Source organism: Ruminococcus sp. (assembly GCF_017549005.1).
Taxonomy (GTDB): Bacteria; Bacillota; Clostridia; order Oscillospirales; family Ruminococcaceae; genus Ruminococcus.
In genome coordinates this window covers 43,371-65,761 of record NZ_JAFYYT010000009.1, presented here as the reverse complement: position 1 = coordinate 65,761, position 22,391 = coordinate 43,371, and the positions used below count along the sequence as shown (strand labels likewise).

The following is a 22,391-nucleotide window of genomic DNA, read 5'->3' as shown; positions in this document are numbered from 1 at the left end:
AAGGGAGGATTTAGCTAATGTCTACTGAGAGAAACCTTAGAAAAACAAGAGTAGGTAAGGTTGTAAGCGATAAGATGGATAAAACCGTCGTAGTTGCTATCGTTGATAACGTTAAACACCCGCTTTATAAGAAGATCATCAAGCGTACCGTTAAGCTTAAGGCTCACGATGAAAACAATGAGTGCAGAATCGGTGACCGCGTTGAGGTTATGGAAACACGTCCGCTTTCCAAGGACAAGAGATGGCGTGTAACAAATATCATTGAAAAGGCTAAGTAATTTTGATAGAAGCTTAAAGCTTGAAAGGAGGAACTCGCTGTGATACAGATGCAGACTTATCTTAAAGTCGCTGATAACACAGGCGCTAAGGAGCTTATGTGTATCAGAGTTCTGGGAGGTACACGCAGAAGATATGCAAATATCGGCGATGTCGTAGTTGCTTCAGTAAAGAAAGCAACACCCGGAGGCGTTGTAAAGAAGGGCGATGTTGTAAAGGCAGTTATCGTTCGTTCAGCAAAGGGTCTCAGAAGAGAGGACGGTACTTACATCCGTTTCGATGAGAACGCTGCTGTTATTATTAAGGAAGACAAGAACCCCAAGGGAACCCGTATTTTCGGACCTGTTGCTAAGGAGCTCCGTGAAAAGGAGTATACAAAGATCCTCAGCCTTGCCCCTGAAGTTCTTTAATGGAGGTGTCATTCGATTATGAGTAAAGTACACGTTAAAACCGGTGACACTGTAATCCTTCTCACCGGCAAGTACGAGGACAAGTACGACAGCAAGGGCGACAGAAAGACAGGTAAGATCGTCGAGGTAAGCCCTAAGGAAGAAAAGGTCATCGTTGAAGGCGTCAACATGATCACAAAGCACGTAAAGCCTACAAGAATGGGCGAAAAGGGCGGCATCGTAAAAACTGAGGCTCCCGTTTACGCTTGTAAGGTACAGCTTGTTTGCCCTAAGTGCGGCAAGCCCACAAGAGTAGGCCACGTTATAGAGGACGGCAAGAAGCTCCGCGTTTGCAAGAAGTGCGGAAAGTCTTTTGAATAATAGTAAAGGAGAAACGACATGGCAAGTTTAAAGGATTTTTATGTTAGCGACGTTGCTCCTGCACTTATGAAGAAGTTCGGCTATAAGAGTGTTATGCAGATCCCGAAGCTCGACAAGGTTGTTATCAACGTCGGCGCAGGTGAAGCAAAGGACAACGCAAAGGTCATCGATGCTATCATGACCGATCTCGCAGCTATCACAGGCCAGAAGCCTGTAGTGTGCAGAGCTAAGAAGTCAGTTGCTAACTTCAAGCTCCGTGAGGGTATGCCTATCGGCGTTAAAGTTACTCTCAGAGGCGAAAGAATGTATGAATTTGTAAACAAGCTCTTCAACGTTGCGTTCCCACGTGTACGTGACTTCAGAGGAATCAGCGCAAATTCATTCGACGGCAAGGGCAACTATTCAACAGGTATCAAGGAACAGCTTATCTTCCCTGAGATCGAGTACGATAAGATCGATAAGGTAAGAGGTATGGATATAAACTTCATCACAACAGCACAGACCGATGAAGAGGCAAGAGAGCTCCTTTCACTTATGGGCGCTCCGTTCATCAAGTAATCAGGGAGGATTAAAAATGGCTAAGAAGGCAATGATCAATAAGCAGCAGAGAACTCCCAAGTATTCCACAAGAGCTTACAACAGATGTAAGATCTGTGGCAGACCGCACGCATATCTCAGAAAGTTCGGCATCTGCCGTATCTGCTTCAGAGAGCTTGCACACGACGGTCAGATTCCTGGTGTTAAAAAGGCAAGCTGGTAAAATACAAAAAGGAGGTCATTCGGCATGCAGATAACTGATACAATCGCTGATCTTTTAACAAGAATTCGCAATGCGAATACTGCAAAGCACGCCACAGTTGACGTTCCCGCTTCAAGAGTAAAGAAGGACATTACACAGATCCTCGTAGACGAGGGATATGTAAAGGGCTTCCAGCTCATTGAGGACGGAAAGCAGGGTGTTATCAGGATCACGCTTAAATACGGCGACAATAAGTCTCCTGTTATAACAGGCCTTAGAAGAGTTTCTAAGCCCGGTCTGCGTATCTATTCAAGCTGCGCGGATATGCCTAAGGTAAGAAAAGGCCTTGGTATCGCAATCGTTTCAACATCAAAGGGAATCGTAACTGACAAGAAGGCAAGAGAGCTCAATGTCGGCGGCGAAGTCCTTGCATACATCTGGTAAGGAGGAAAACTGATTATGTCAAGAATCGGTAAAATGCCCATCAGCGTTCCTGCAGGTGTAGAGGTTAAGAACGAAAACAATCTTATCACTGTAAAGGGACCTAAGGGTCAGCTTTCAAGACAGTTCAGCACAGAGCTCGGCATTGAGGTCGAGAACGGCACTGTAACAGTAACAAGACCTAACGACGACAAGCGTCTTCGTTCACTTCACGGTCTTACAAGAACACTCATCCACAACATGGTTGAGGGTGTAACAAACGGATATTCAAAGACTCTCGAGATCGAGGGTGTCGGCTACCGTGCAGCAAAGAGCGGCAACAAGGTAACTCTTAACCTTGGCTTCTCACATCCTGTTGTATTCGAGGATACAGACGCTATCAAGCTTGAAGTTCCTCAGCCCAACAAGATCATAGTAAACGGTATCGACAAGCAGGCTGTAGGTCAGTTTGCAGCTGAGATACGCGAAAAGCGTCCACCTGAGCCGTACAAGGGCAAGGGTATCAGATACGAAGGCGAGCATATCATCCGCAAGGAAGGTAAAGCTGGTAAGGGCAAGAAGTAATTAAAAGGAGCAAATTGCTATGATTAAGAAATTTGACAGCAATAAGGCAAGATTAAAGAGACACCGCAGAGTTCGTGCAAAGATCTCAGGAACTCCCGAGCGTCCCCGTCTGAATGTGTTCCGTTCGACAAAGCACATCTATGCTCAGCTTATCGATGATGTAAACGGCGTTACTCTTGCTTCTGCATCAAGCATGGATAAGGGCTTTGAGGGCAACGGCAGCAACGTTGAGGGTGCTCGCAAGGTCGGCGAGATGATCGCTAAGAACGCAGCTGACAAGGGTATCAGCGAAGTAGTTTTCGACAGAGGCGGCTACCTCTACCACGGCAGAGTCAAGGAACTCGCAGAGGGCGCACGTGAAAACGGATTAAAGTTCTAAGAGGGAGGTAAAACAATGGCTAATATCGAAACACAGGCTCCTGAGTTCGTTGAGAAGGTTGTTGCTATCAACCGTGTATCAAAGACAGTTAAGGGCGGCCGTATCATGAAGTTCTCAGCACTCGTTGTTGTAGGCGACGGAAACGGTACAGTCGGCTTTGGCCTCGGAAAGTCAGGAGAAGTTCCCGATGCTATCCGTAAGGGCATCGAGGACGCAAAGAAGAACCTTGTAAAGGTCGCTCTCAAGGGAACTACTATCCCACACGAAATCGTTGGCGCATTCGGCGCAGGCAGAGTTCTTATGAAGCCCGCTGCACCCGGTACCGGCGTTATCGCAGGCGGCCCTGTTCGTGCCGTGATCGAGGTTGCAGGCATCAAGGATATCAGAACAAAGTCACTTCGTTCAAACAATCCCTGCAACGTAGTAAGAGCTACTATCGACGGTCTCGTAAACTGCACTTCCGCTAAGGACGTAGCAGCTAAGAGAGGCAAGTCTGTTAAGGAAATTTTAGGTTAAGGAGGCAGTAAGAAATGGCAAAGAATATCAAGCTTGTAAAGAGCCTCATCGGCAGAAAGCAGGACCAGATCGCTACTGCTGAGTCACTTGGCCTCAGAAAAGTCGGAGATGTTACAACACAGCCCGACAACGAGCAGACAAACGGAAAAATCAAGAAGATCTCACACCTCGTTGAGGTTACAGAAGCGTAAACAAGGAGGTGCAACGATATGAAAATTCATGAATTAACACCTGCACTCGATTCCAACAAGGCTGTAAAGCGTATAGGCAGAGGCCACGGTTCGGGTAACGGCAAGACAGCAGGTAAGGGCCACAAGGGTCAGAATGCTCGTAGCGGCGGCGGCGTAAGGATCGGCTTTGAAGGCGGTCAGATGCCACTCGCAAGAAGAATCCCTAAGAGAGGCTTCAACAACATCTTCGCTACAAAGTATGCTATCGTTAACGTTTCCGATCTTAACAAGTTCAAGGACGGTACAGTAGTAGACACAGAGCTCCTCGTAGCTTCCGGTCTCGTTAAGAAGTTAAATGACGGAGTAAAGATCCTCGGAAATGGAGAGCTTACCGCTAAGCTGACAGTTAAAGCTGCAAAATTCTCACAGAGCGCTGTTGAGAAGATAGAAAAGGCAGGCGGAAAGACTGAGGTGATGTAATGTGTTCCATACGCTGAAAAAAGCGTGGGGTGTACCCGAGATACGCAAAAAGATCTTATACACATTACTCATGATAATACTGTTCAGATTCGGATGTGCCGTAACTGTTCCCTTCATCAATACCGAAGTAGTAAGGGCATGGATGGAGAACAACGCAAAGGACGGCGGTATCCTCGATTATCTGAATACTATCACAGGTAACGCACTTGAAAAGGCAACTGTGTTCTCACTTTCGATAACACCGTTCATCAACGCTTCCATCATTATGCAGCTGCTGACATATGCACTGCCTCCTCTCGAGCGAATGCGCGACGAGGGCGAAGAGGGAAGAAAGAAGATCGAAAAGATCACTGCTTTCGTAGCAATGGTACTTGCGGTATTCATGTCGTTTGCTTATTATCTTACTCTTAAGCATACAAACGGCGTTGAAGACAAGGACGGCAATGTTATCGGCAATGCTCTGAAGTATAAAACGGGCGGCGAGGGCGTTTTTGCAGCCTTCGTAATCATCGCACTGTTCGTTGCAGGCGCGCTCATAGTTGTATGGATGGGTAACAGAGTCAGCGATAAGGGTATCGGAAACGGTATCTCTATCATACTCTTTGCAGGTATTGCAGCAAGATTCCCGAATGACGCTGCACTTCTTATAAGACTTACAAGAGACAGCATCAAGACCGGACAGAACGGTAAGTACCTCTGGATATCACTTGCATACCTTGCATTCATAATCTTCGAGATCGGCTTTATCGTCTTTATGAATGAGGCGGAAAGACGTATCCCGATACAGTACGCAAAGCGCGTAGTCGGCAGAAAACAGTACGGCGGACAGAAGACACATATCCCGATAAAGGTAATTATGAGCGGCGTTATGCCTATCATCTTCGCTATGTCGTTTATGTCTCTCCCATCTGCTATACAGATGTTCAAACAGAATCCGCATGACGGCAGCTTCTACAGCAAGTTCTGCGATTTCTTCAGCACAAGAGGCTGGGGTTACGCTGTAATTTACTTCCTGCTCGTTATCGCGTTCAACTACTTCTACGTTTCGATCCAGTACAATCCTATTGAGATAGCAAACAATCTCCGTCAGTCAAACGGCGGTATCCCCGGTATCAGACCCGGTAAGCCCACATCTGATTATATCCAGAGAGTACTCAACAAGATCTCTCTCGTGGGTGCTATCTTCCTCGGCTTCATTGCAGTTATCCCGATCTTCATGGCTATGGCAGATCATGAGCTGCAGCAGCTTTCAATGGGTGGTACAACGATACTCATTGCAGTATCAGTTGCTCTCGAAACAACAAGAACACTTGAATCACATCTTATGATGCGTCATCATAAGGGCTTCTTACAGTAAAGGAGGACCGTCAATATGAACCTTATCTTTTTAGGCGCTCCCGGCGCAGGCAAGGGTACTCAGGCTGAGGTGGTTTCCGAAGCACTGAATATTCCTCAGATCTCAACAGGCAATATCCTTCGTGAGGCTGCAAAGAACGGCACAGAGTACGGTCTTAAGGCTAAGGCTGCTATGGACGCAGGCGCTCTCGTTTCAGACGATATCGTTATCGGTATCCTGAAGGAGAGGATCGCTGAGGATGACTGCAAAAACGGTTTTATCCTCGACGGTTTCCCAAGAACGGTGCCTCAGGCAGAAGCTCTTGATAAAATGAACATCCGTATCGACAAGGTAATCGAGATCCACGTTCCCGACGAGACTATCAAGCAGAGAGTTTCGGGCAGAAGAGTCTGCCAGGGCTGCGGAGCTTCATACCACGTTGAGTATAAGCCTACCAAGGCCGAGGGTGTTTGCGATAAGTGCGGCGACAAGACTATCGTTCGTAAGGACGATCAGCCCGAGGTAGTTCTCGAAAGACTCGCAACTTATCACGAAAAAACAGCTCCTCTCAAGGACTATTACGAGAAGCAGGGCAAGCTTGTCACTGTTATCGGTCAGGAAGAGGTCGCAGAAACTTCCAAGCTCACACTCGCAGCAGTAGGAGTAGAGAAGTAATGAGTATAGTCATTAAATCAAAGTCCGAATTAGCCATAATGCGTGAAGCAGGTAGGATTACCTGCGGCGCAATATGGTATGCGGGCGAAAGATTAAAGCCTGGTATGTCAACGCTCGACGTTGATAAGCTGGTGGGCGAGTACTTCGCTCGTCATAACAGCAAATCATGCTTTAAAGGCCTTTATGGATTCCCCGGAAACGCTTGTATCTCAGTAAATGAGGAAGTTATACACGGTATCCCGAAGGCAAGCCACAGGTTAAAAGAAGGAGATATAGTAAGCATCGATACGGGAGCTGCTTATAAAGGCTTCAACGGAGACAGCTGCTGGACCTTCCCTGTGGGTAAAATTTCTGATGAAGCTAAAGCATTGCTTGAGGTCACTGAGGCGAGCCTCTATGAAGGTATCGCACAGGCTCAGGTCGGCGCACGAATCGGAGATATTTCTCATGCTGTAGAAGAGTATTGTGCTTCACGAGGCTACGGAATCGTAAGAAATTACTGCGGCCACGGAATCGGCAGAGAGGTTCACGAATCACCCGAAGTACCGAACTGGGGACGTGCAGGTCACGGACCAAGACTGGTTGCGGGAATGACGATATGTATCGAGCCAATGATAAATGTCAGAGGCGATGATGTAAAAACTCTCAAGGACAATTGGACCGTGGTTACCAAATCTGGTTCACTGTCGGCTCATTTTGAGCACGCTATCGCAATAACTCCTGACGGTCCCGTCATTTTGACACAGCCCTGACGGAGGGAATTATCGTGAAGCTGCTGAAAGGCTCTGTTGTAAGAGCGGAGGCAGGACGTGACGGCGGAAAGTATTTCGCAGTCGTGGAAGCCGATGAAAAATATTGCCTTATCGCGGACGGAAAGAGCAGAAAGCTCTCAGCCCCGAAGCGTAAGAATATAAAACATATCCGCATTACAGACAGTATGATCGATCTAAACGATATAACTGATAAAAAACTCAGAAATGTGCTGAAACAGTTCAGCAGCGCTGAGTAAAGGAGGTTATGCAAAGTGTCAAAAGAAGATGTAATCGAGGTTGAGGGCGTTGTAACTGACGCTCTGCCGAATGCAATGTTTAAGGTTCAGCTTGAAAACGGTCATGAGGTATTATCTCATGTATCGGGAAAGCTCAGAATGAATTATATCAGAATCGTACCCGGTGACAAGGTAAAACTTGAAATGTCACCATACGACCTTTCAAAAGGCCGTATAACATGGCGCGTTAAGTAAAAATACAGGATATCACAGATATCCTCTATCCGCTAAAGGAGGTATTTTCAATGAAAGTCAGACCTTCAGTAAAACCTATTTGCGAAAAGTGCAAGGTTATTAAACGTAAAGGCAGAATCATGGTTATCTGCGAAAACCCAAAGCATAAGCAGCGCCAGGGCTGATCCCCGACGCATTAATGGAGGTGCAATTATAATATGGCAAGAATAGCCGGTGTTGACCTTCCAAAGAATAAGAGAATCGAAATCGGTCTCACTTATATCTACGGAATCGGTCGTCAGACTGCAACAAATATCCTCGCAGCAACAGGCGTTAATCCTGACGTAAGAGTAAAGGATCTCGCAGAAGAGGATGTAGCTAAGCTTCGTGATTATATCGACGAGCATTACACAGTAGAGGGTGACCTCCGCCGTGAAGTTGCTCTTAACATCAAGAGACTTGTTGAAATAGGCTGCTACAGAGGCGTTCGTCACCGTAAGGGTCTCCCCGTAAGAGGTCAGAGAACCAAGACAAACGCAAGAACCCGCAAGGGCCCTGTAAAGACTATCGCTAACAAGAAGAAGTAAGGAGGTCATGAGCTTTGGCACAGCAGAAGGGTAAAAAAGTTACTACTGTCAGAAGACGTAGAGAACGTAAGAATATCGAAAGCGGCGCTGTTCATATCCAGTCCACTTTCAATAACACGATCGTTACGATCACAGATACAGCTGGAAATGCTATTTCTTGGGCAAGCGCAGGCGAGCTCGGCTTCAGAGGCTCAAAGAAGTCTACTCCTTTCGCAGCTCAGACAGCTGCCGAGACAGCTGCAAAGGCAGCTATGGAGCACGGCCTCAAGAATGTTGAAGTATACGTAAAGGGACCTGGTGCAGGCCGTGAAGCAGCTATCAGAGCACTTCAGACCGTAGGCCTTGAGGTAAGAATGATCAAGGACGTTACACCTATCCCGCACAATGGCTGCCGTCCGCCTAAGAGACGTCGTGTCTGATCAAATTGGAGGTGTATTAATATGGCAGTACAGAAAGAACCAATTCTTAAAAAGTGCAGATATCTGGGCATCAGCCCCGCTGTAATGGGCGTTTCAAAGAAGGAGTCTATCCGCTTCAAGAACGCTAATAACAGAAAGAAGATATCTGAATACGGACTCCAGCTCAAGGAAAAGCAGAAGCTGAAGTTTATCTACGGCGTACTCGAGAAGCAGTTCAGACATTACTTCTCTATCGCTGAAAAAATGGAGGGTAAGGCCGGTGATAACCTTATCACAGTCCTCGAATCCAGACTCGACAGTGTTGTTTACAGAATGGGCCTCGCTCTCACAAGAAGAGAAGCAAGACAGCTCGTTGTACACAGCCACTTTACAGTAAACGGCAAGAAGGTAAACATTCCTTCCTATAGAGTTAAGGTTGGCGACGTTATCGCCCTCAGAGAAAAGGACAGAACTTCCGAGAAGTTCAAGGCTACAGTTGAAGAGACTAAGGACAGACTCGTTCCTGTATGGCTCACAGCTAAAAAGGACGACTTCTCCGCAACAGTAACACGTCTTCCACTGGCTGAGGATATTGACTACGAGGTAGCTACTCACCTCATCGTCGAGCTGTACTCCAAGTAATCAAATTGATATACTTGAAGCGTCAGTATTCGAAATCAACATTAATTGCGAAATAGGAGGGTTTTTATGCTGGAAAAAATTAATAAGCCTGATATTGAGATCGTCGAGCTTAAAAGTGACGGCAAATACGGCAAATTCGTTTTAGCACCGCTGGAGCGTGGATATGGTATTACACTTGGAAACAGCCTCAGACGTGTGCTGCTCTCCTCACTTCCTGGTGTGGCTGTAACATCTGTAAAGCTTTCGGGCAAGGATGGTACGGTTCACCATGAGTTGTCAACCATTCCTGGCGTTAAAGAAGACGTTACGGAAATAATCCTCAGTATCAAAGGACTGACGGCTAAGCTCTACGGCGAAGGCCCGAAGACAGTATATATAGAGGCAGAGGGCGAATGCGAGATCACCGCAGGCGATATAAAGACCGATTCTGAGGTAAATATCCTCGATCCCGGTATGCATATCGCTACACTTGGCAAGGACGCTAAGCTCTACATGGAGATCACAATAGACAGAGGCAGAGGCTATGTTTCAGCAGAAAGAAACAAGAAGCAGATCAACCTCCCCGTTGACGTTATCGCCGTAGACAGTATCTATACTCCTGTCCTGAAGGTAAATTACACCGTAGAGGATACGCGACTCGGTCAGGTCACCGACTATGATAAGCTTACCATGGAGGTATGGACAGACGGTACCATCTCCGCTAAGGAAGCTTTATCACAGGCAGCCAATCTCCTCAACGAGCATCTGAAGCTGTTCATCGACCTCTCGGAAGAGGCTGGACTTGCTGAGGTCCTTGTTGAAAAGGATGAGAAGGGTAAGGAAAAAATCCTTGAGATGACCATTGAGGATCTTGACTTATCTGTACGTTCCTTCAACTGCTTGAAGCGTGCAGGTATCAATACCGTAGATGACTTGATCAATAAGTCTGAGGAAGAAATGATGAAGGTTAGAAACCTTGGAAAGAAATCCTTCGACGAGGTAAAGGAAAAGCTCCAGTCACTGGGCTTCGACCTTTCTTCAGAAGAGGAATAAACCATAAAACGTGCGTTAGCGCACCACTATAAAAAGGAGTGAATACAATGCCGGGTACAAGAAAACTGGGCAGAACATCTGATCATAGAAAGGCTATGCTCAGAGGCATGGTAACTTTCCTGCTTGAGAACGGTCAGATCGAAACTACCGTAACAAGAGCAAAGGAAGTTCGTGCAGTTGCAGAAAAAATGATCACTATCGGTAAAAATGATGATCTGCACTCCAAGCGTCAGGTATTCTCATACATCACAAAGGAGTCCGTTGCTAAGAAGCTTATCGACGAGATCGCTCCCAAGTATGCAGAGAAGAACGGTGGTTATACACAGATCGTAAAGATCGGACCCCGCCGCGGAGACGCTGCTGAAATGGCTATCATCAAGCTCGTTTGATCGCAGATAATTATTATAAAAGCCGTTCCCTTTACGGGAGCGGCTTTTCCGTATCCCCTGCAAAACGGCATTATCGCAGAAATGCCATAAAAATTGCGGAAAATCGAAGAAAAGTACTTGCAAAACCCCGGGATATATGTTATAATAACCATTGTATGAAATAAATCCCATCAGAACAGGAGAAAAACTATGAATATGAAAAAGTTGATAAGCGTTATTTCAGCAGCTGCTTCAACGGCTGCTATGGCAGGATATACGGCTATGACGGCTTTTGCTGACGACGCACAGGCAGCTACAGCGGCTGCAGCTGACGGCACACAGCAGACGCCTGCTATGGGTCTCGGCGGAATGCTCATCCCCCTTGCTATCATGTTCGCACTTCTCTACTTTGTAGCTATCAGACCGCAGAAAAAGCGTGACAAGGAGCTCAAGGAAATGCAGGAGAGCTTACAGGTAGGCGATGAAGTCGTTACAGGCGGCGGTATCGTTGGTATCGTAGTAAGCGTCGGCGAGGACACAGTTGTTATAGAGACCGGCGGCGCAAAGCACAAGCTCAGAATAAAGAACTGGGCTATCACCGAGAATGTAACAGCAGCAGAGCGTATCAAGGACGCAAAGGCTTCGGGCAAGAGCGCTTCATCTGCAAAGCTTGAATCCGCAGCAGTAGTCGATGATGACGCTGAGGACAAGAAGGCTAAGAAAAAGAAAGCTGACGAAGAAGAATAAAAAATATGACCTCCGCATAGAATTGAAAAAATCTATGCGGAGGTTTTTTCATGCGAAAACACAGACGTAGTATATGGACAAATGCTCCGCTGAGTGCCGCTGCCGCTGTATTCTGCGGACTTTTGACCACAGGGGCGGCATGGCTGCTGCTCAGTGGGATATTGTTTTTTGTTATGGGCGATATGAAGCTTATTAAAGCCTTTTCGGGGGCAGCCCTCGTATCAGGGGCATATACAGGAGCATTCCTGCATGGCAAGTACCGCCGCAGAAATGGGCTTTTCGGCGGCTCTCTGTGCGGAGCTCTCATGTACGGAGCTGTGAGTATCGCAGGGCTTATTATACTGGGAGCACCTGCGGACATAAAAAAACTCCTCATGCTCACCGTTTCGGGTGCAGCAGGAGGAGTTGCAGGCGTTAACTCGAAACGCCCGAAAAAGCTAATGGATTAGTAATTTCCTGACTTGTCTTCCATGAGCCTGAATTCTATTTCATAGTAGCTTACCTTGCCATTTTTGTCAATGCTCGCGCAGGTAGCAGGAACTGTATCGCCTGCCTCGTACTGACCGCTTATGGTATCGTAGAGCTCGTCGTAGGTGCTGACGGATTTGCCGTTGATAGCAATGATGAAGTCGCCCTTTTTCAGCTCGGTATTGGCGATATCGCAGTCCTTGTCGATCTCGTCGATATATATTCCCTTGAAGTCGTCGGGGAGAGTGATACCCATACGCTCCTCGATAGCGCCTATCTTTTCCTCAGAGCTCATATCGAGCAGGTGTATGCCTATCCTGAAACGTCCTGCGATGAAGCCGTTCCTGATAAGCTCCTCGATAACGGGAGTAGCTTCGTTTATGGTGATCGCAAAGCCGAGACCCTCAAGGTCGCTGCTGACGTACTTTGATGAAGTGATACCGATGACCTGACCGTACATATTGACAAGAGCGCCGCCCGAGTTTCCTGGGCTTATCTCAGCGTTTGTCTGCAAGCATTTCATTTCAAAGCCCGAGGAATCGCTTCTTATCTTACGGTCAACGGCGGAGATTATACCGTCCGTGACGGTTCCTGCAAGGTTTGCGGGATTACCGATAGCGATAACCGTCTCGCCCACGATAGCCTCATCGGAGTTGCCGAGAACGGCAGGTGTGAGGTCTGCTCCCTCCACCTTGATAACGGCTATATCTGTCTTGGTGTCTCTGCCGACGACCTTAGCGTCATAGAACTTGCCGTCCGAGGTCTCTATCTTGTGATATCCCTCAGCCTCGAGAACATGGGCATTCGTGGCGATATATCCGTCCTCGTTGAGAACTATTCCCGAGCCCGTGCCCAAAGGTCTCTTCGCAGCGTAGGTCTGGTAGTTCTCATAGGTGTAGATCTTGACGATGGAGGGCTTTACGAGAGCAGCAGCTCCCTCGGGAGTATACTTTCCGTTCTCGTCCTTGAAGTTTTCCAGGTCGTTTGCGCCCTCCGGCTTTGACTCCTGATATATGACTATTTGATTCGGGCTGCCTATCTTCTTTATTATCTTGTCGCTGTTGACAACATCGTAAACGATACCGAAAACAGCCAAAAATGCGGCTATACCGGCAATCATCGCAAATAGGAAGACAATTCCCTTTTCGCTTTTAGACCGCTGCTTCTGATCAGCCTCGAGTGTATCGGACTGCTGCTTGTTGTCAGTGTCCTCGAATCCTATAGGCTCGTACATGAAGCGGTCGTAAACAGGTCTGCGGGGCTGACCGTAGCCTTGCTGACTGTAGCCGTTGTTCTGCTGGCCGTAGCCCTGCTGACTGTAGTCGTTGTTTTGCTGCTGACCATAGCCCTGCTGACTGTAGCTGTTATTCTGTTGCTGACCATAGCCCTGCTGAATGTAGCCGTTGTTCTGCTGCTGACCATAGCCCTGCTGACTGTAGCTGTTATTCTGCTGCTGTCCGTAGAAGCCGTTCATGCCGTTTTCGGAGGCAGGCTTCTCATGCTTTGGGATGTACGGCTCATTTGAGCCGTTATCAGGGGATCCCTGATATAGATCTTCTCTTTCGTCCATCTGTTATCCTTTCTTTTTCGGCTGTTTCTCGGGAAGCTGAATGAGAAACTCCGTATATTCTCCGTACACGCTCTTGACAACGATATGACCGTGGTGGAGATGAACTATTTTACGTGAAATAGCAAGTCCGAGACCAAGTCCCGTAGTATCCTTACCGCGTGAGGAATCCGTCTTGTAGAAGCGGTCGAATACCTGCTGTATCTCGTCGTTTTTCAGACCCTCGCCCGTATTCTTTATGCCTATTGTGCAGGAGCCGTTAACTGAACGCTCAAAGCGGAATGAGAGTATACCGCCGTCGTTGATGAACTTTACGGCGTTCTCGACGAGGTTGTATATTACCTGCTGGATAAGGTCGGGGTCTACCTCAGCGGACATACGGTCGCTGCCGAGTCCCTCGACCTCCAGGTGTTTGTCTTCTATTTTCTTCTCGAACATGAGAACTGTCTGTATGACTATATCTGTCAGGTTAACGTCGCGGAAATTAGGTCTGAGAGTACCGGTTTCAAAGCGCGACATATTCAGCATTGAAGAAATAAGTATACGCAGTCGCTTTATTTCCTTGGAAACGAGTATGAGGTACTCTCTTTGTCTGCCTTTCGGGATAGTTCCGTCAAGAATACCGTCAACAAATCCGCCGATAGTAGTTATAGGTGTTCTCAGCTCATGTGAAACGTTTGCGATAAAGGTCTTACTGGTCTCTTCGCTCTTTGCAACGTCAGCGGCAACTTTATTTACATATTCCGCTATCTCGGGAGTTGTATACGGCACAGAAGTAGGTATATTCTCTGAGAAGTCACGCTTTGCGAACTGTTCGCTGATACGTCTGAAAGTTGTTTCGTAATTTGACAGCGCCTTGAAACGGCGGCTGAGAATGAGCACCTGTATGAACACATTCAGCAGACAGAACAGGGTATAGAACACGATCAGCTTCACCGAGAATGAGTTTACGGAGCTTGAGTTGGAATATATCTTGGCATACATACGGTTAGGGACCGTATCGTCCTTCCCCTGCAGGAAGAAGCATGAAGCGTACAGCATATACGGTTCGTTTGCGGATATGCTTTTGGTCTCGAGAGCGAGATAATCGTCCTTGCCAAGGCGTTCGCGCTCTTTTTCCGAGATCTTTTCGCTGTTTTTTACTATCTTCTGCGGCTGGTCCTCATAGTCCGCGTCAGAGAGGACACAGTTGCCGTTAGTGTCATATATATAGATTATCAGGTGGTATTTGCTTGAAAATCTCTTATGCAGATTTTTTATGGCGGTTGAACGGGTATTGGTATTCTCCGAATAGCTGTCCTTCATACAGAGTATAAAAAGATCCCCTATTTTATGAAGCTCGTCAAGCTTATTGGATTTGAATATAGTGGAGCTGACAGTTATAGCAACTATACCCAGTATGATATTTATCGAAAGGATAATGACGATTATAAAAATAAAAAGCTTGTCATATGAGCTTTTTCTGCCTTTCAATGGTATCACCTCTATACAAAATAAGGGGACAGATGTCCCCTTGAATTTCTGGAGTTGTTATAAGCTTATTCCTCTTCATCAGCCTCGAACTTGTATCCGACGCCCCAGACTGTTTTGAGAGTCCATTTGTCGGAAACACCGTCGAGCTTTTCACGGAGACGCTTGATATGTACGTCAATGGTACGTGAATCGCCGTAGTATTCAAAGCCCCATACTTCATCAAGAAGCTGGTCACGGGTATAAACTCTGTTCGGATTGGAAGCAAGGTAATAGAGAAGCTCCAGTTCCTTAGGCGGAGTGTCGATATTCTTTCCGTTTACCTTCAGCTCATAGCTGTCCATATTGACAGTAAGCTTATCGTAGTGTACTTCCTTCTGCTCGGGCTCAGCCATACCAGTGCCAACGCGGCGTGTAACAGCGTTGATACGGGCTATTACTTCCTTGGCGTCGAAAGGCTTTACAATATAGTCGTCAGCGCCCAGCTCAAGTCCGATTACCTTGTCGATAGTTTCCCCCTTGGCAGTGATCATAATGATCGGAACGTTTGAGATTTTTCTGATCTCACGACATACCTGCCAGCCGTCCTTACCGGGCAGCATTATATCGAGCAGCACCATATCGGGGCTGAGAGCCTTGAACTTAACAACAGCGTCGTCGCCGTCGTGACAGAGAAGAACACTGTATCCGTCTTTTTCAAGATAGAGGCGGAGAAGGTCGCAGATGTTCTTATCGTCGTCAACTATAAGTACCTTTGGATTTTTTTCGTTAGCCATTTTTTAATACCTTCCTTCCGTATTCAACATATACTTCCCCTTATTTGCATAATTCGCAAAGAAAGCATTTGACACAATACAGGCAAATACGCCTGGTTATGATATATTAAGATAATTATAACTCAGTTTTACAAAAATGTCAATCAAAAATCACTAATTTTTGAATTAGTGTTATAATTTTAAGCTATTTTCTACAAAAAACAGGTGTTAAAAATGTGCTAACGGCGAGTAAACTTATCGCATACTGCACAAATGAGCTCCGTATTTGTTGGCTTTACGGTGAGCCTGCCCTCGGTCAGGCGTGATACCGAGCCGTTTTCGGTGGCATGGGCGCTGAGATTTCTCACAGCCCTTTCCACAAGAGAGGGTTCTGTGAAGAGCTTTTCCGCAGTTTCGCTGTACAGCTCCGACAAACCGCCCCACAGTCTTTCCGGAGCTGTCAGGCAGGCCGTACTCATGCCTGCAAGGTAGGCAAAGCCCTTCAGCCGCCTGGGAAAGCCTGTTTCCTCGAGAAATATCTCTATCTGTGAAAGGATATCCTTTGTATTTCCGATACGCATGAGAACGCTTACGCACATTCCTCTGACGGAGCAGGGCATGGTAAATGACGCTGAGACGCCTGCGCTGCGGAAGCTCCTGTGTACGGAGGCAGAGCCCGAATACAGTCCCACAAACACCTTTATACCGCTTTCAGCGCTGGCTTTGGCAAAGTCAAGGAGCTGTTCATCGGGAGAAAAAGCAAAAAAGAGCAGGGAGCTGTACTTTTTCTTTGACATTGCGTTTTTTATGGCGGACAGGCTTCCGCGGCAGAAGTCTGCCTGAATGCCTGTATTTATGAAGCTACGCACTAACAGTCTGCCGAGACTCGGCGACATATCGCAGATAAGTATCCTTTCCTTCATGTTTCCCACCTCGTATGGAGTATAATCGCAAGGGCTGCCGATGGGCAGCCCGTATTGGTCTGTTCAGAAAGCTTACTGGCGTGTACGCTGTGCAAGAGCCTTGATATTGCTTACAGCCCAGTCGAACTTGTCCGTTGTGAGGACAGAGCCGCAGTACTCGCATACAGCGGACTGATTGATATTCACGCTTGCGCCGCAGTACGGACAGGTCTGACCCGTCGTGCCTGTGGAGCGCGAGGTAGTCACGCCTGTAGTGCGGACGAGAGTCCATTCGTAGGTCATGAACTTCTCGGCGGTCTTGCTGCCGCGGACGATATTGCCCGTATTGTCGTCAACAACGTAGTCAACGATACGTGTATCGAGCTTTACTATCATCTCGTCGAAGCCGCTTTCCTGTTTCCAGCCCATGAGTTCGGTCTTCAGGACGGTTATCCTGTCGACAATGTTGGTCTGACCGCTGTTGCGGTATCTGCTGAGCTGGTTATCCATCTGCGAATAATATGTATCTGTGAGGTAAGGTCTGAGAGGGGAGAGGTCCTTTTTCTGCCATGCGTTCTGGAACTGTACATAGAGATTTGAGACCTTGTCCCTGAACTGTTCCGCGTTGAAGCTCGGGTCTATCTGCGTATATTCCTCCACACGGCGCAGAGCAGGAGTATTCACAGGCGGAGGGAGCGCAGAACTGCTCTTTTTCTTGTTTGAAGAAGCCGAAGCAATGATAATAACGATGATAACAGCTAAAACAATGATCGTTTCGCCCCAGCTCGCACTTCCCGAACTGCCGCTGCTGCTGTAGCTGCCGCTGTCACTGTCCCAGCTGCCGCCGCTGTCCCAGTCGCTGCCACCGCTGTCCCAGCCGCTGTCGCCGAAGTCCGAATCGCCTGAAAAGTCGCCGAAATCGGCACGTCTCGGCGAAGCCTCGGTGTACAGAGGCTTCAATGGAAAGAGTACGAATGCTGATATAAAAGCCAAAAGTGATATGATCCTCAGATATTTTTTCATAGGATTCCCCCCTTAAAAACATTAACTATATTATATCATAGTTTTATATTTTTGTCACTAAGAGGGCTTTCGTGACTTTTTACAAAAAACGGCAGCGTGATTTGTTGCTACTGCTATTTGACAAATACCTCCTGCTGTCTGCCGATATCTCCCTCCAGTCTGTAAAAGACGTTGAGAGTCAGCGTATCATCGTTCCTTGAAGTCTTTATATCCCTGCTTATTATCTTAGTGTCACCGAGAAAGTTCTTCTCGTACAGGCTGACCTTATCCATGAGTCTGTCTTTCAGCTCGTCGGGCGTGAAAAGCCTTTCGCTGCACACAGTTTCCGAGAGTTTTCGTCGCTTTATGCTTATGGGGAGCTCCTTCCCGAAGAGCACAAGGGGACTTTCCGAGTACTCCGATGTGCTGCTCATGAACTTATCTCCCCCGAAATACAGGGGAATATCCAGACTGAAAAGCCTCAGAGTACGCTGAGTGCTGCTCCTGCCCGTGAGAGACTGCTCAGTGCTTCGGTAAGCTCCCGAGAAGCTGACAGTTTCGCTGTAAATGCCGCGTACTTCGCCCATAGCATGGCTTACGGAGGTACGCCCCGTTTTCGACTGAACGACGCCGCTGATGAGCAGAGCACCTTTGGGGACATAGTCGCCCTCCCTGAACATGGCAAAGCCGCTCCGCGCGAGGATATAGGTTATCTCCGCGTCGTGAGCCGCGACCACATTGCATGGTATCCGTCCCTTTTCCTTTTGTGGTATGGGAGCAGTTTCCCTTATCTGCACGGCAATGCGGTTCCCTGTGCGGTGCATACCGACCCATGCGACGCCGTCAACGAGAAAGGGCAGCCTGTTGCCGCACTTTTCCAGGTCGACGCTGTGAATGGGCGTACCGCGCTTTATATCGAGCTCAGCCAGGGCTGCGAGAATGACCTCGTCGCTTATGGAGGTATTGCCGCTTATCTCGATGGTAACGATGACGTCCGAGAAGCAGACTGCGGTAAAAGCCGCAAGGATAAGTCCGATGAGCAGACCGATGCGTCTTCTGTAGCGGAAAAGCCGCTCCCCGAGAGTATCATAGTCCGCGGTTTTTAGCTCGACACCGCATTCTCTTGCTATATCCTGTATTTCGCGGAGCTCCCTGCGGAAAACGTCCCCGTGGAACACCTCTCCACGGCAGAACTCCTCCCTGCATTCTATCCTGCGCTCATGAATGAGGTTGATGAACTCAGAGAGTCTCTTCCCCCGAGCGTTTATCCTTACAAGCCGTCTGAGTTTCATGTTTTTTGCTTCTCTCCTCGAATTCTATTTTTTCTATGCAGCCGCGGACGACAAGACCGCCCGTCCTGAAATCGTAAGCCCTCAGACCGCAGCCGTGGATATTCACGAAGATATCTCCCGACAGCAGACGCATATAGACCTCGTTGCATTCCTCTATCCTTCGGCAGCCGTCGATTATCAGCTCGTTTCGCCCCGAAATATGTATATTGGTTTCAAGACAGAGCTTTTCGCGGGCAAGTTCCGCAAACCGTTCAAACATAAGAGCCACTCCCGTATATTTTTTCACTTCCAATAATATGATTTAAGGGGTGATGATTATGAGAAAACTCGGGAAAAAAGCTGTAAAAGCCGCAAAAACGGCGCTGATGATACTGTTTTTTCTGTTCTGCGCCACAGATACGGCGGCAGTTTCGCAGGCAGTATACGGCAGCGTATTACGCTGTATAAATGTGGTGATACCGTCGCTCTTTGCGATGATGACCATATCGTCATTAATAGTCCGCAGCGGTATCGCGGAGCTTCTGCCCGGGCAGTCCGGGCGGATAAGCCGCTTCATATTCGGCATGGACGAAGCGGAGTTCCCCATATTCTCTTTCGGAATGCTTGCAGGCTATCCTGTGGGAGTGAAAATGCTCTGCGAGCTGTACAGCGCAGGGCGCATAGGCAAACGCCGTGCAGAGCTTCTCTCTGGTCTTTGCTTCGGAGCAGGACCTGCTTTTATATTCGGCTGTATCGCGCCGCAGTTTTTCAGTTCTGAGCGCATGGGGCTGCTCATACTCACCTCGACTGTATCCGCAAATATCGTTATGGCGTTCGGAGTATCATTTCTTCTCCGCAGAGCTTATGAAAAGCAGCCCCGCACACGCCGTTCTGTGAGTATCTCCGCTGAAATGCTGACGGACTGCGTTCTCCGCAGCGGCAGGGCTATGGCGGACATATGCATAATGATAGTGGGATTTGCAGTGTTCACCGCCTTTCTTGTCCGCACAGGCGCTATGTCAGCAGCAGGGGAGCTTATTGCGAAGCTCCTGTGTCTTGACCGTGAAAGCGGTGAGACTGTTATCGCCTCGCTCATAGACATAACAAATGCAGGAAGTATCGCAGGCGGCGGTGAGCTGCTGCCCTGCGTGAGCGGAGCTGTTTCATTCGGCGGACTGTGCGTATTTTTCCAGCTGAGGGCGCTGACCGCAGGAAAGCTCTCACTGAAGCCCTTTATAATAATGAGAGCGGCTGCGGCAGTACTGAGCTTTGTGATATGTCGTTTTCTGCTGCCGTATTTCATATTCGGCGAGGCGGTGGAAGCGGCTGACATAAGGGTTAGCGAACGTGGCGCAGATTCGGCGATACCCTCGGTAATGCTTGTAATAATGGTGATAATGCTCATGCTGGAATACGGAAAGAACAACGGGGAAAGCTCGGCTTACAGCACATAAAAATTCACTTCAAAAGCAGATATTTGTACATAGCGCCAAAAATTGTGAAAGCTTGCAGAAAAGGCTTGATTTATTGTAAAAAGGTGGTAAAATATAATTAGCACTCTGAGAGAAAGAGTGCTAAACTTGAACTTGTAATTAATTATCAGGAGGTATATATTATGACTATCAAACCCTTACAGGACAGAGTTGTCGTTAAAATGGTAGAAGCAGAGGAAACTACCAAGAGCGGTATCATCCTTTCAGGCTCTGCAAAGGAGAAGCCGGAGGTTGCAGAGGTCGTTGAGGTAGGCCCGGGAACCTCTGATGTTAAAATGGAAGTAAAGAAGGGCGACAAGGTGCTCATTTCCAAGTATTCCGGCACTAATGTAAAGCTCGAGGGAGAAGAGTACATCATCGTCAAGATGGAAGACATACTCGCAACAGTAAAATAAAAATTATTATAGGGAACGCCGAGGGCGCCGTTCCCTACAGATCTAAATATAATTTAAAGGAGAAAATATCATGGCTAAGGATATAAAGTACGGCGAAGACGCAAGAAAGGCGCTTCAGGCAGGTATTGACAAGCTTGCCGATACAGTAAGGATAACAATGGGACCAAAGGGCAGAAACGTAGTTCTCGATAAGAAGTTCGGCGCTCCCCTCATCACAAACGACGGTGTTACTATCGCAAAGGATATCGAGCTTGAGGACGCTTTCGAGAACATGGGCGCACAGCTCGTTAAGGAAGTTGCTACAAAGACCAACGACGCAGCAGGCGACGGTACAACAACAGCTACACTTCTCGCTCAGACTATCGTTCGCGAGGGTATGAAGAACATCGCAGCAGGCGCTAACCCGATGGTACTCAAGAAGGGTATCGCAAAGGCAGTTGATGCAGCAGTAAAGGCTATCGTTGACAACTCAAAGGCAGTACAGGGTACTGAGGATATCGCCAAGGTAGGTACAGTATCTTCTGCTGATGAAAATGTCGGCAAGCTCATCGCTGAGGCTATGGAGAAGGTAACAGCTGACGGCGTTATCACTATTGAGGAAGGCAAGACTGCCGAGACCTACAGTGAAGTAGTTGAGGGTATGCAGTTCGACAGAGGCTACATCTCACCTTACATGGTAACAGATACAGACAAGATGGAAGCTGTTTACGACGACGCTTTCATTCTCATTACAGACAAGAAGATATCTTCTATCCAGGAGATACTTCCGCTTCTCGAGCAGATCGTAAAGATGGGCAAGAAGCTCGTTATCGTTGCTGAGGACGTAGAGGGCGAAGCACTTACAACAATTATCCTCAACAACCTCAGAGGCACATTCAAGGTTGCAGCTGTTAAGGCTCCCGGCTTTGGCGACAGACGTAAGGAAATGCTCAAGGATATCGCAGTTCTCACAGGCGGCGAGGTAATTTCCTCCGAGCTCGGTCTTGAACTCAGCGAGACTACTATCCAGCAGCTCGGTCAGGCTAAGCAGGTAGTTATCCAGAAGGAGAACACTATCATCGTAGACGGTGCAGGCGACAAGAAGGCTATCCAGTCAAGAGTTCACCAGATCCGCGCAGCTATCGAGACAACAACATCTGATTTCGACCGTGAGAAGCTCCAGGAAAGACTTGCAAAGCTTGCAGGCGGCGTAGCAGTTATCAAGGTCGGCGCAGCTACAGAGATAGAGATGAAGGAGAAGAAGCTCCGTATCGAGGACGCTCTTGCAGCTACAAAGGCAGCTGTTGAAGAGGGTATCGTAGCAGGCGGCGGTACAGCATTCGTAAACGCAATGCCGGCTGTCAACAAGCTCGTTCCCACACTTGAGGGCGACGAAAAGACAGGCGCTAAGATAATCCTCAAGGCTCTTGAAGCTCCTGTACGTCAGATCGCAGAGAACGCAGGTCTCGAGGGCAGCGTGATCGTTGACAAGATAGTACGTTCACGCAAGGTAGGCTACGGCTTCGACGCATACAACGAGGTATACACAGATATGATACCTGCAGGTATCGTTGATCCTACAAAGGTAACAAGAAGCGCACTCCAGAACGCAGCTTCTGTAGCTTCAATGGTTCTTACAACAGAGAGCCTTGTAGCAGACATCAAGGAAGACACACCTGCAGCTCCTGCAATGCCAGCAGGCGGAATGTACTAATGCATAATTAAAGGCGAACCGGAAGGTTCGCCT

Annotated in this window: 34 protein-coding genes; 27 read left to right on the top strand and 7 right to left on the bottom strand. The window is 47.8% G+C overall.

The window, feature by feature from the left end; translation table 11 throughout:
- Nucleotides 1–17 precede the first annotated feature (17 nt).
- The 24 genes from rpsQ (at nt 18) to IKW96_RS04395 (ending at nt 11,791) form a co-directional block, all read left to right on the top strand.
- Nucleotides 18–278: a 30S ribosomal protein S17 gene (gene rpsQ / locus IKW96_RS04510; protein WP_019680108.1), complete on the top strand. Its 261-nt coding sequence runs from the start codon at nt 18–20 to the stop codon at nt 276–278.
- A 39-nt stretch (nt 279–317) separates the two neighbouring features.
- Nucleotides 318–686, top strand: coding sequence for a 50S ribosomal protein L14 (gene rplN, locus IKW96_RS04505; RefSeq protein WP_009984984.1), 369 nt, complete (start codon nt 318–320; stop codon nt 684–686).
- 18 nt (nt 687–704) lie between these two features.
- A complete protein-coding gene (gene rplX / locus IKW96_RS04500; protein ID WP_296570838.1) occupies nt 705–1,046 on the top strand; it encodes a 50S ribosomal protein L24 in 342 nt (113 codons plus the stop codon).
- Nucleotides 1,047–1,064: 18 nt separating this feature from the next.
- The gene (gene rplE / locus IKW96_RS04495) at nt 1,065–1,604 is read left to right on the top strand and encodes a 50S ribosomal protein L5 (RefSeq protein ID WP_296570836.1); all 540 of its coding nucleotides are present in this window, start codon (nt 1,065–1,067) and stop codon (nt 1,602–1,604) included.
- 16 nt (nt 1,605–1,620) lie between these two features.
- Entirely contained in the window at nt 1,621–1,806 is a 186-nt protein-coding gene (locus IKW96_RS04490) for a type Z 30S ribosomal protein S14 (RefSeq protein WP_009984979.1), read from the top strand.
- Nucleotides 1,807–1,830: 24 nt separating this feature from the next.
- Nucleotides 1,831–2,229, top strand: a complete 399-nt coding sequence (gene rpsH, locus IKW96_RS04485; RefSeq protein WP_019680111.1) for a 30S ribosomal protein S8 — start codon at nt 1,831–1,833, stop codon at nt 2,227–2,229.
- A gap of 15 nt (nt 2,230–2,244) precedes the next feature.
- On the top strand, nt 2,245–2,790 hold the full coding sequence (gene rplF, locus IKW96_RS04480) for a 50S ribosomal protein L6 (RefSeq protein WP_296570833.1): 546 nt from the start codon (nt 2,245–2,247) through the stop codon (nt 2,788–2,790).
- 19 nt (nt 2,791–2,809) lie between these two features.
- A complete protein-coding gene (gene rplR, locus IKW96_RS04475) occupies nt 2,810–3,169 on the top strand; it encodes a 50S ribosomal protein L18 (RefSeq protein WP_296570831.1) in 360 nt (119 codons plus the stop codon).
- A gap of 15 nt (nt 3,170–3,184) precedes the next feature.
- Nucleotides 3,185–3,685: a 30S ribosomal protein S5 gene (gene rpsE / locus IKW96_RS04470; RefSeq protein ID WP_024860939.1), complete on the top strand. Its 501-nt coding sequence runs from the start codon at nt 3,185–3,187 to the stop codon at nt 3,683–3,685.
- 14 nt (nt 3,686–3,699) lie between these two features.
- Nucleotides 3,700–3,876: a 50S ribosomal protein L30 gene (gene rpmD / locus IKW96_RS04465; RefSeq protein ID WP_296570830.1), complete on the top strand. Its 177-nt coding sequence runs from the start codon at nt 3,700–3,702 to the stop codon at nt 3,874–3,876.
- An 18-nt stretch (nt 3,877–3,894) separates the two neighbouring features.
- On the top strand, nt 3,895–4,335 hold the full coding sequence (rplO, locus tag IKW96_RS04460) for a 50S ribosomal protein L15 (RefSeq protein WP_296570828.1): 441 nt from the start codon (nt 3,895–3,897) through the stop codon (nt 4,333–4,335).
- Between the two features lies 1 nt (nt 4,336).
- Complete coding sequence (gene secY / locus IKW96_RS04455) at nt 4,337–5,692, top strand: preprotein translocase subunit SecY (RefSeq protein WP_296570826.1); 1,356 nt, start codon at nt 4,337–4,339, stop codon at nt 5,690–5,692.
- A 15-nt stretch (nt 5,693–5,707) separates the two neighbouring features.
- Nucleotides 5,708–6,346: an adenylate kinase gene (locus IKW96_RS04450; RefSeq protein WP_296570824.1), complete on the top strand. Its 639-nt coding sequence runs from the start codon at nt 5,708–5,710 to the stop codon at nt 6,344–6,346.
- Entirely contained in the window at nt 6,346–7,098 is a 753-nt protein-coding gene (gene map / locus IKW96_RS04445) for a type I methionyl aminopeptidase (protein WP_296570822.1), read from the top strand. The genes IKW96_RS04450 and map overlap by 1 nt, the downstream gene beginning before the upstream one ends.
- Before the next feature lie 14 nt (nt 7,099–7,112).
- Nucleotides 7,113–7,355, top strand: coding sequence for a KOW domain-containing RNA-binding protein (locus tag IKW96_RS04440; protein ID WP_296570819.1), 243 nt, complete (start codon nt 7,113–7,115; stop codon nt 7,353–7,355).
- 15 nt (nt 7,356–7,370) lie between these two features.
- Nucleotides 7,371–7,589 (top strand): translation initiation factor IF-1, encoded by a 219-nt coding sequence (gene infA, locus IKW96_RS04435; protein WP_009984966.1) that lies wholly within the window; start codon nt 7,371–7,373, stop codon nt 7,587–7,589.
- Between the two features lie 50 nt (nt 7,590–7,639).
- On the top strand, nt 7,640–7,753 hold the full coding sequence (rpmJ, locus tag IKW96_RS04430; protein ID WP_009984964.1) for a 50S ribosomal protein L36: 114 nt from the start codon (nt 7,640–7,642) through the stop codon (nt 7,751–7,753).
- 33 nt (nt 7,754–7,786) lie between these two features.
- The gene (gene rpsM / locus IKW96_RS04425; RefSeq protein WP_024860932.1) at nt 7,787–8,155 is read left to right on the top strand and encodes a 30S ribosomal protein S13; all 369 of its coding nucleotides are present in this window, start codon (nt 7,787–7,789) and stop codon (nt 8,153–8,155) included.
- A gap of 14 nt (nt 8,156–8,169) precedes the next feature.
- Nucleotides 8,170–8,574 carry a 30S ribosomal protein S11 gene (rpsK, locus tag IKW96_RS04420; RefSeq protein ID WP_024860931.1) on the top strand — a complete coding sequence of 135 codons (405 nt, stop codon included), beginning with the start codon at nt 8,170–8,172 and terminating at the stop codon, nt 8,572–8,574.
- A 21-nt stretch (nt 8,575–8,595) separates the two neighbouring features.
- On the top strand, nt 8,596–9,195 hold the full coding sequence (gene rpsD, locus IKW96_RS04415) for a 30S ribosomal protein S4 (protein WP_296570816.1): 600 nt from the start codon (nt 8,596–8,598) through the stop codon (nt 9,193–9,195).
- A 66-nt stretch (nt 9,196–9,261) separates the two neighbouring features.
- On the top strand, nt 9,262–10,227 hold the full coding sequence (locus IKW96_RS04410) for a DNA-directed RNA polymerase subunit alpha (RefSeq protein WP_019680123.1): 966 nt from the start codon (nt 9,262–9,264) through the stop codon (nt 10,225–10,227).
- Nucleotides 10,228–10,274: 47 nt separating this feature from the next.
- Entirely contained in the window at nt 10,275–10,616 is a 342-nt protein-coding gene (gene rplQ / locus IKW96_RS04405) for a 50S ribosomal protein L17 (protein WP_173449417.1), read from the top strand.
- A 195-nt stretch (nt 10,617–10,811) separates the two neighbouring features.
- Entirely contained in the window at nt 10,812–11,342 is a 531-nt protein-coding gene (gene yajC / locus IKW96_RS04400) for a preprotein translocase subunit YajC (RefSeq protein WP_296570812.1), read from the top strand.
- A 50-nt stretch (nt 11,343–11,392) separates the two neighbouring features.
- Nucleotides 11,393–11,791, top strand: coding sequence for a TIGR04086 family membrane protein (locus IKW96_RS04395; protein ID WP_296570810.1), 399 nt, complete (start codon nt 11,393–11,395; stop codon nt 11,789–11,791).
- On the opposite strand, the gene IKW96_RS04390 is transcribed toward IKW96_RS04395, so the two are convergent.
- The 7 genes from IKW96_RS04390 to IKW96_RS04360 form a co-directional block, all read right to left on the bottom strand.
- Nucleotides 11,788–13,380: a trypsin-like peptidase domain-containing protein gene (locus IKW96_RS04390; protein WP_296570808.1), complete on the bottom strand. Its 1,593-nt coding sequence runs from the start codon at nt 13,378–13,380 to the stop codon at nt 11,788–11,790. The genes IKW96_RS04395 and IKW96_RS04390 overlap by 4 nt on opposite strands.
- A gap of 3 nt (nt 13,381–13,383) precedes the next feature.
- Nucleotides 13,384–14,859 (bottom strand): HAMP domain-containing sensor histidine kinase, encoded by a 1,476-nt coding sequence (locus IKW96_RS04385; protein WP_296570806.1) that lies wholly within the window; start codon nt 14,857–14,859, stop codon nt 13,384–13,386.
- A 56-nt stretch (nt 14,860–14,915) separates the two neighbouring features.
- Entirely contained in the window at nt 14,916–15,623 is a 708-nt protein-coding gene (locus IKW96_RS04380) for a response regulator transcription factor (protein WP_296570805.1), read from the bottom strand.
- A gap of 218 nt (nt 15,624–15,841) precedes the next feature.
- A complete protein-coding gene (locus tag IKW96_RS04375; protein WP_296570802.1) occupies nt 15,842–16,525 on the bottom strand; it encodes a sporulation initiation factor Spo0A C-terminal domain-containing protein in 684 nt (227 codons plus the stop codon).
- 72 nt (nt 16,526–16,597) lie between these two features.
- Nucleotides 16,598–17,527 carry a Tim44-like domain-containing protein gene (locus IKW96_RS04370; RefSeq protein ID WP_296570800.1) on the bottom strand — a complete coding sequence of 310 codons (930 nt, stop codon included), beginning with the start codon at nt 17,525–17,527 and terminating at the stop codon, nt 16,598–16,600.
- A gap of 113 nt (nt 17,528–17,640) precedes the next feature.
- Nucleotides 17,641–18,798 carry a sporulation protein YqfD gene (locus tag IKW96_RS04365; RefSeq protein ID WP_296570799.1) on the bottom strand — a complete coding sequence of 386 codons (1,158 nt, stop codon included), beginning with the start codon at nt 18,796–18,798 and terminating at the stop codon, nt 17,641–17,643.
- Nucleotides 18,746–19,057, bottom strand: a complete 312-nt coding sequence (locus tag IKW96_RS04360) for a YabP/YqfC family sporulation protein (RefSeq protein WP_296570797.1) — start codon at nt 19,055–19,057, stop codon at nt 18,746–18,748. Before IKW96_RS04360 ends, IKW96_RS04365 begins: the two co-directional genes overlap by 53 nt.
- 58 nt (nt 19,058–19,115) lie before the next feature.
- On the opposite strand from IKW96_RS04360, the gene IKW96_RS04355 reads away from it, so the two are divergent.
- The 3 genes from IKW96_RS04355 (at nt 19,116) to groL (ending at nt 22,358) form a co-directional block, all read left to right on the top strand.
- Complete coding sequence (locus IKW96_RS04355; protein ID WP_296570795.1) at nt 19,116–20,231, top strand: hypothetical protein; 1,116 nt, start codon at nt 19,116–19,118, stop codon at nt 20,229–20,231.
- A gap of 161 nt (nt 20,232–20,392) precedes the next feature.
- Nucleotides 20,393–20,665, top strand: coding sequence for a co-chaperone GroES (gene groES / locus IKW96_RS04350; protein WP_028517955.1), 273 nt, complete (start codon nt 20,393–20,395; stop codon nt 20,663–20,665).
- 70 nt (nt 20,666–20,735) lie between these two features.
- Nucleotides 20,736–22,358, top strand: a complete 1,623-nt coding sequence (gene groL / locus IKW96_RS04345) for a chaperonin GroEL (RefSeq protein WP_296570794.1) — start codon at nt 20,736–20,738, stop codon at nt 22,356–22,358.
- Nucleotides 22,359–22,391: the final 33 nt, after the last annotated feature.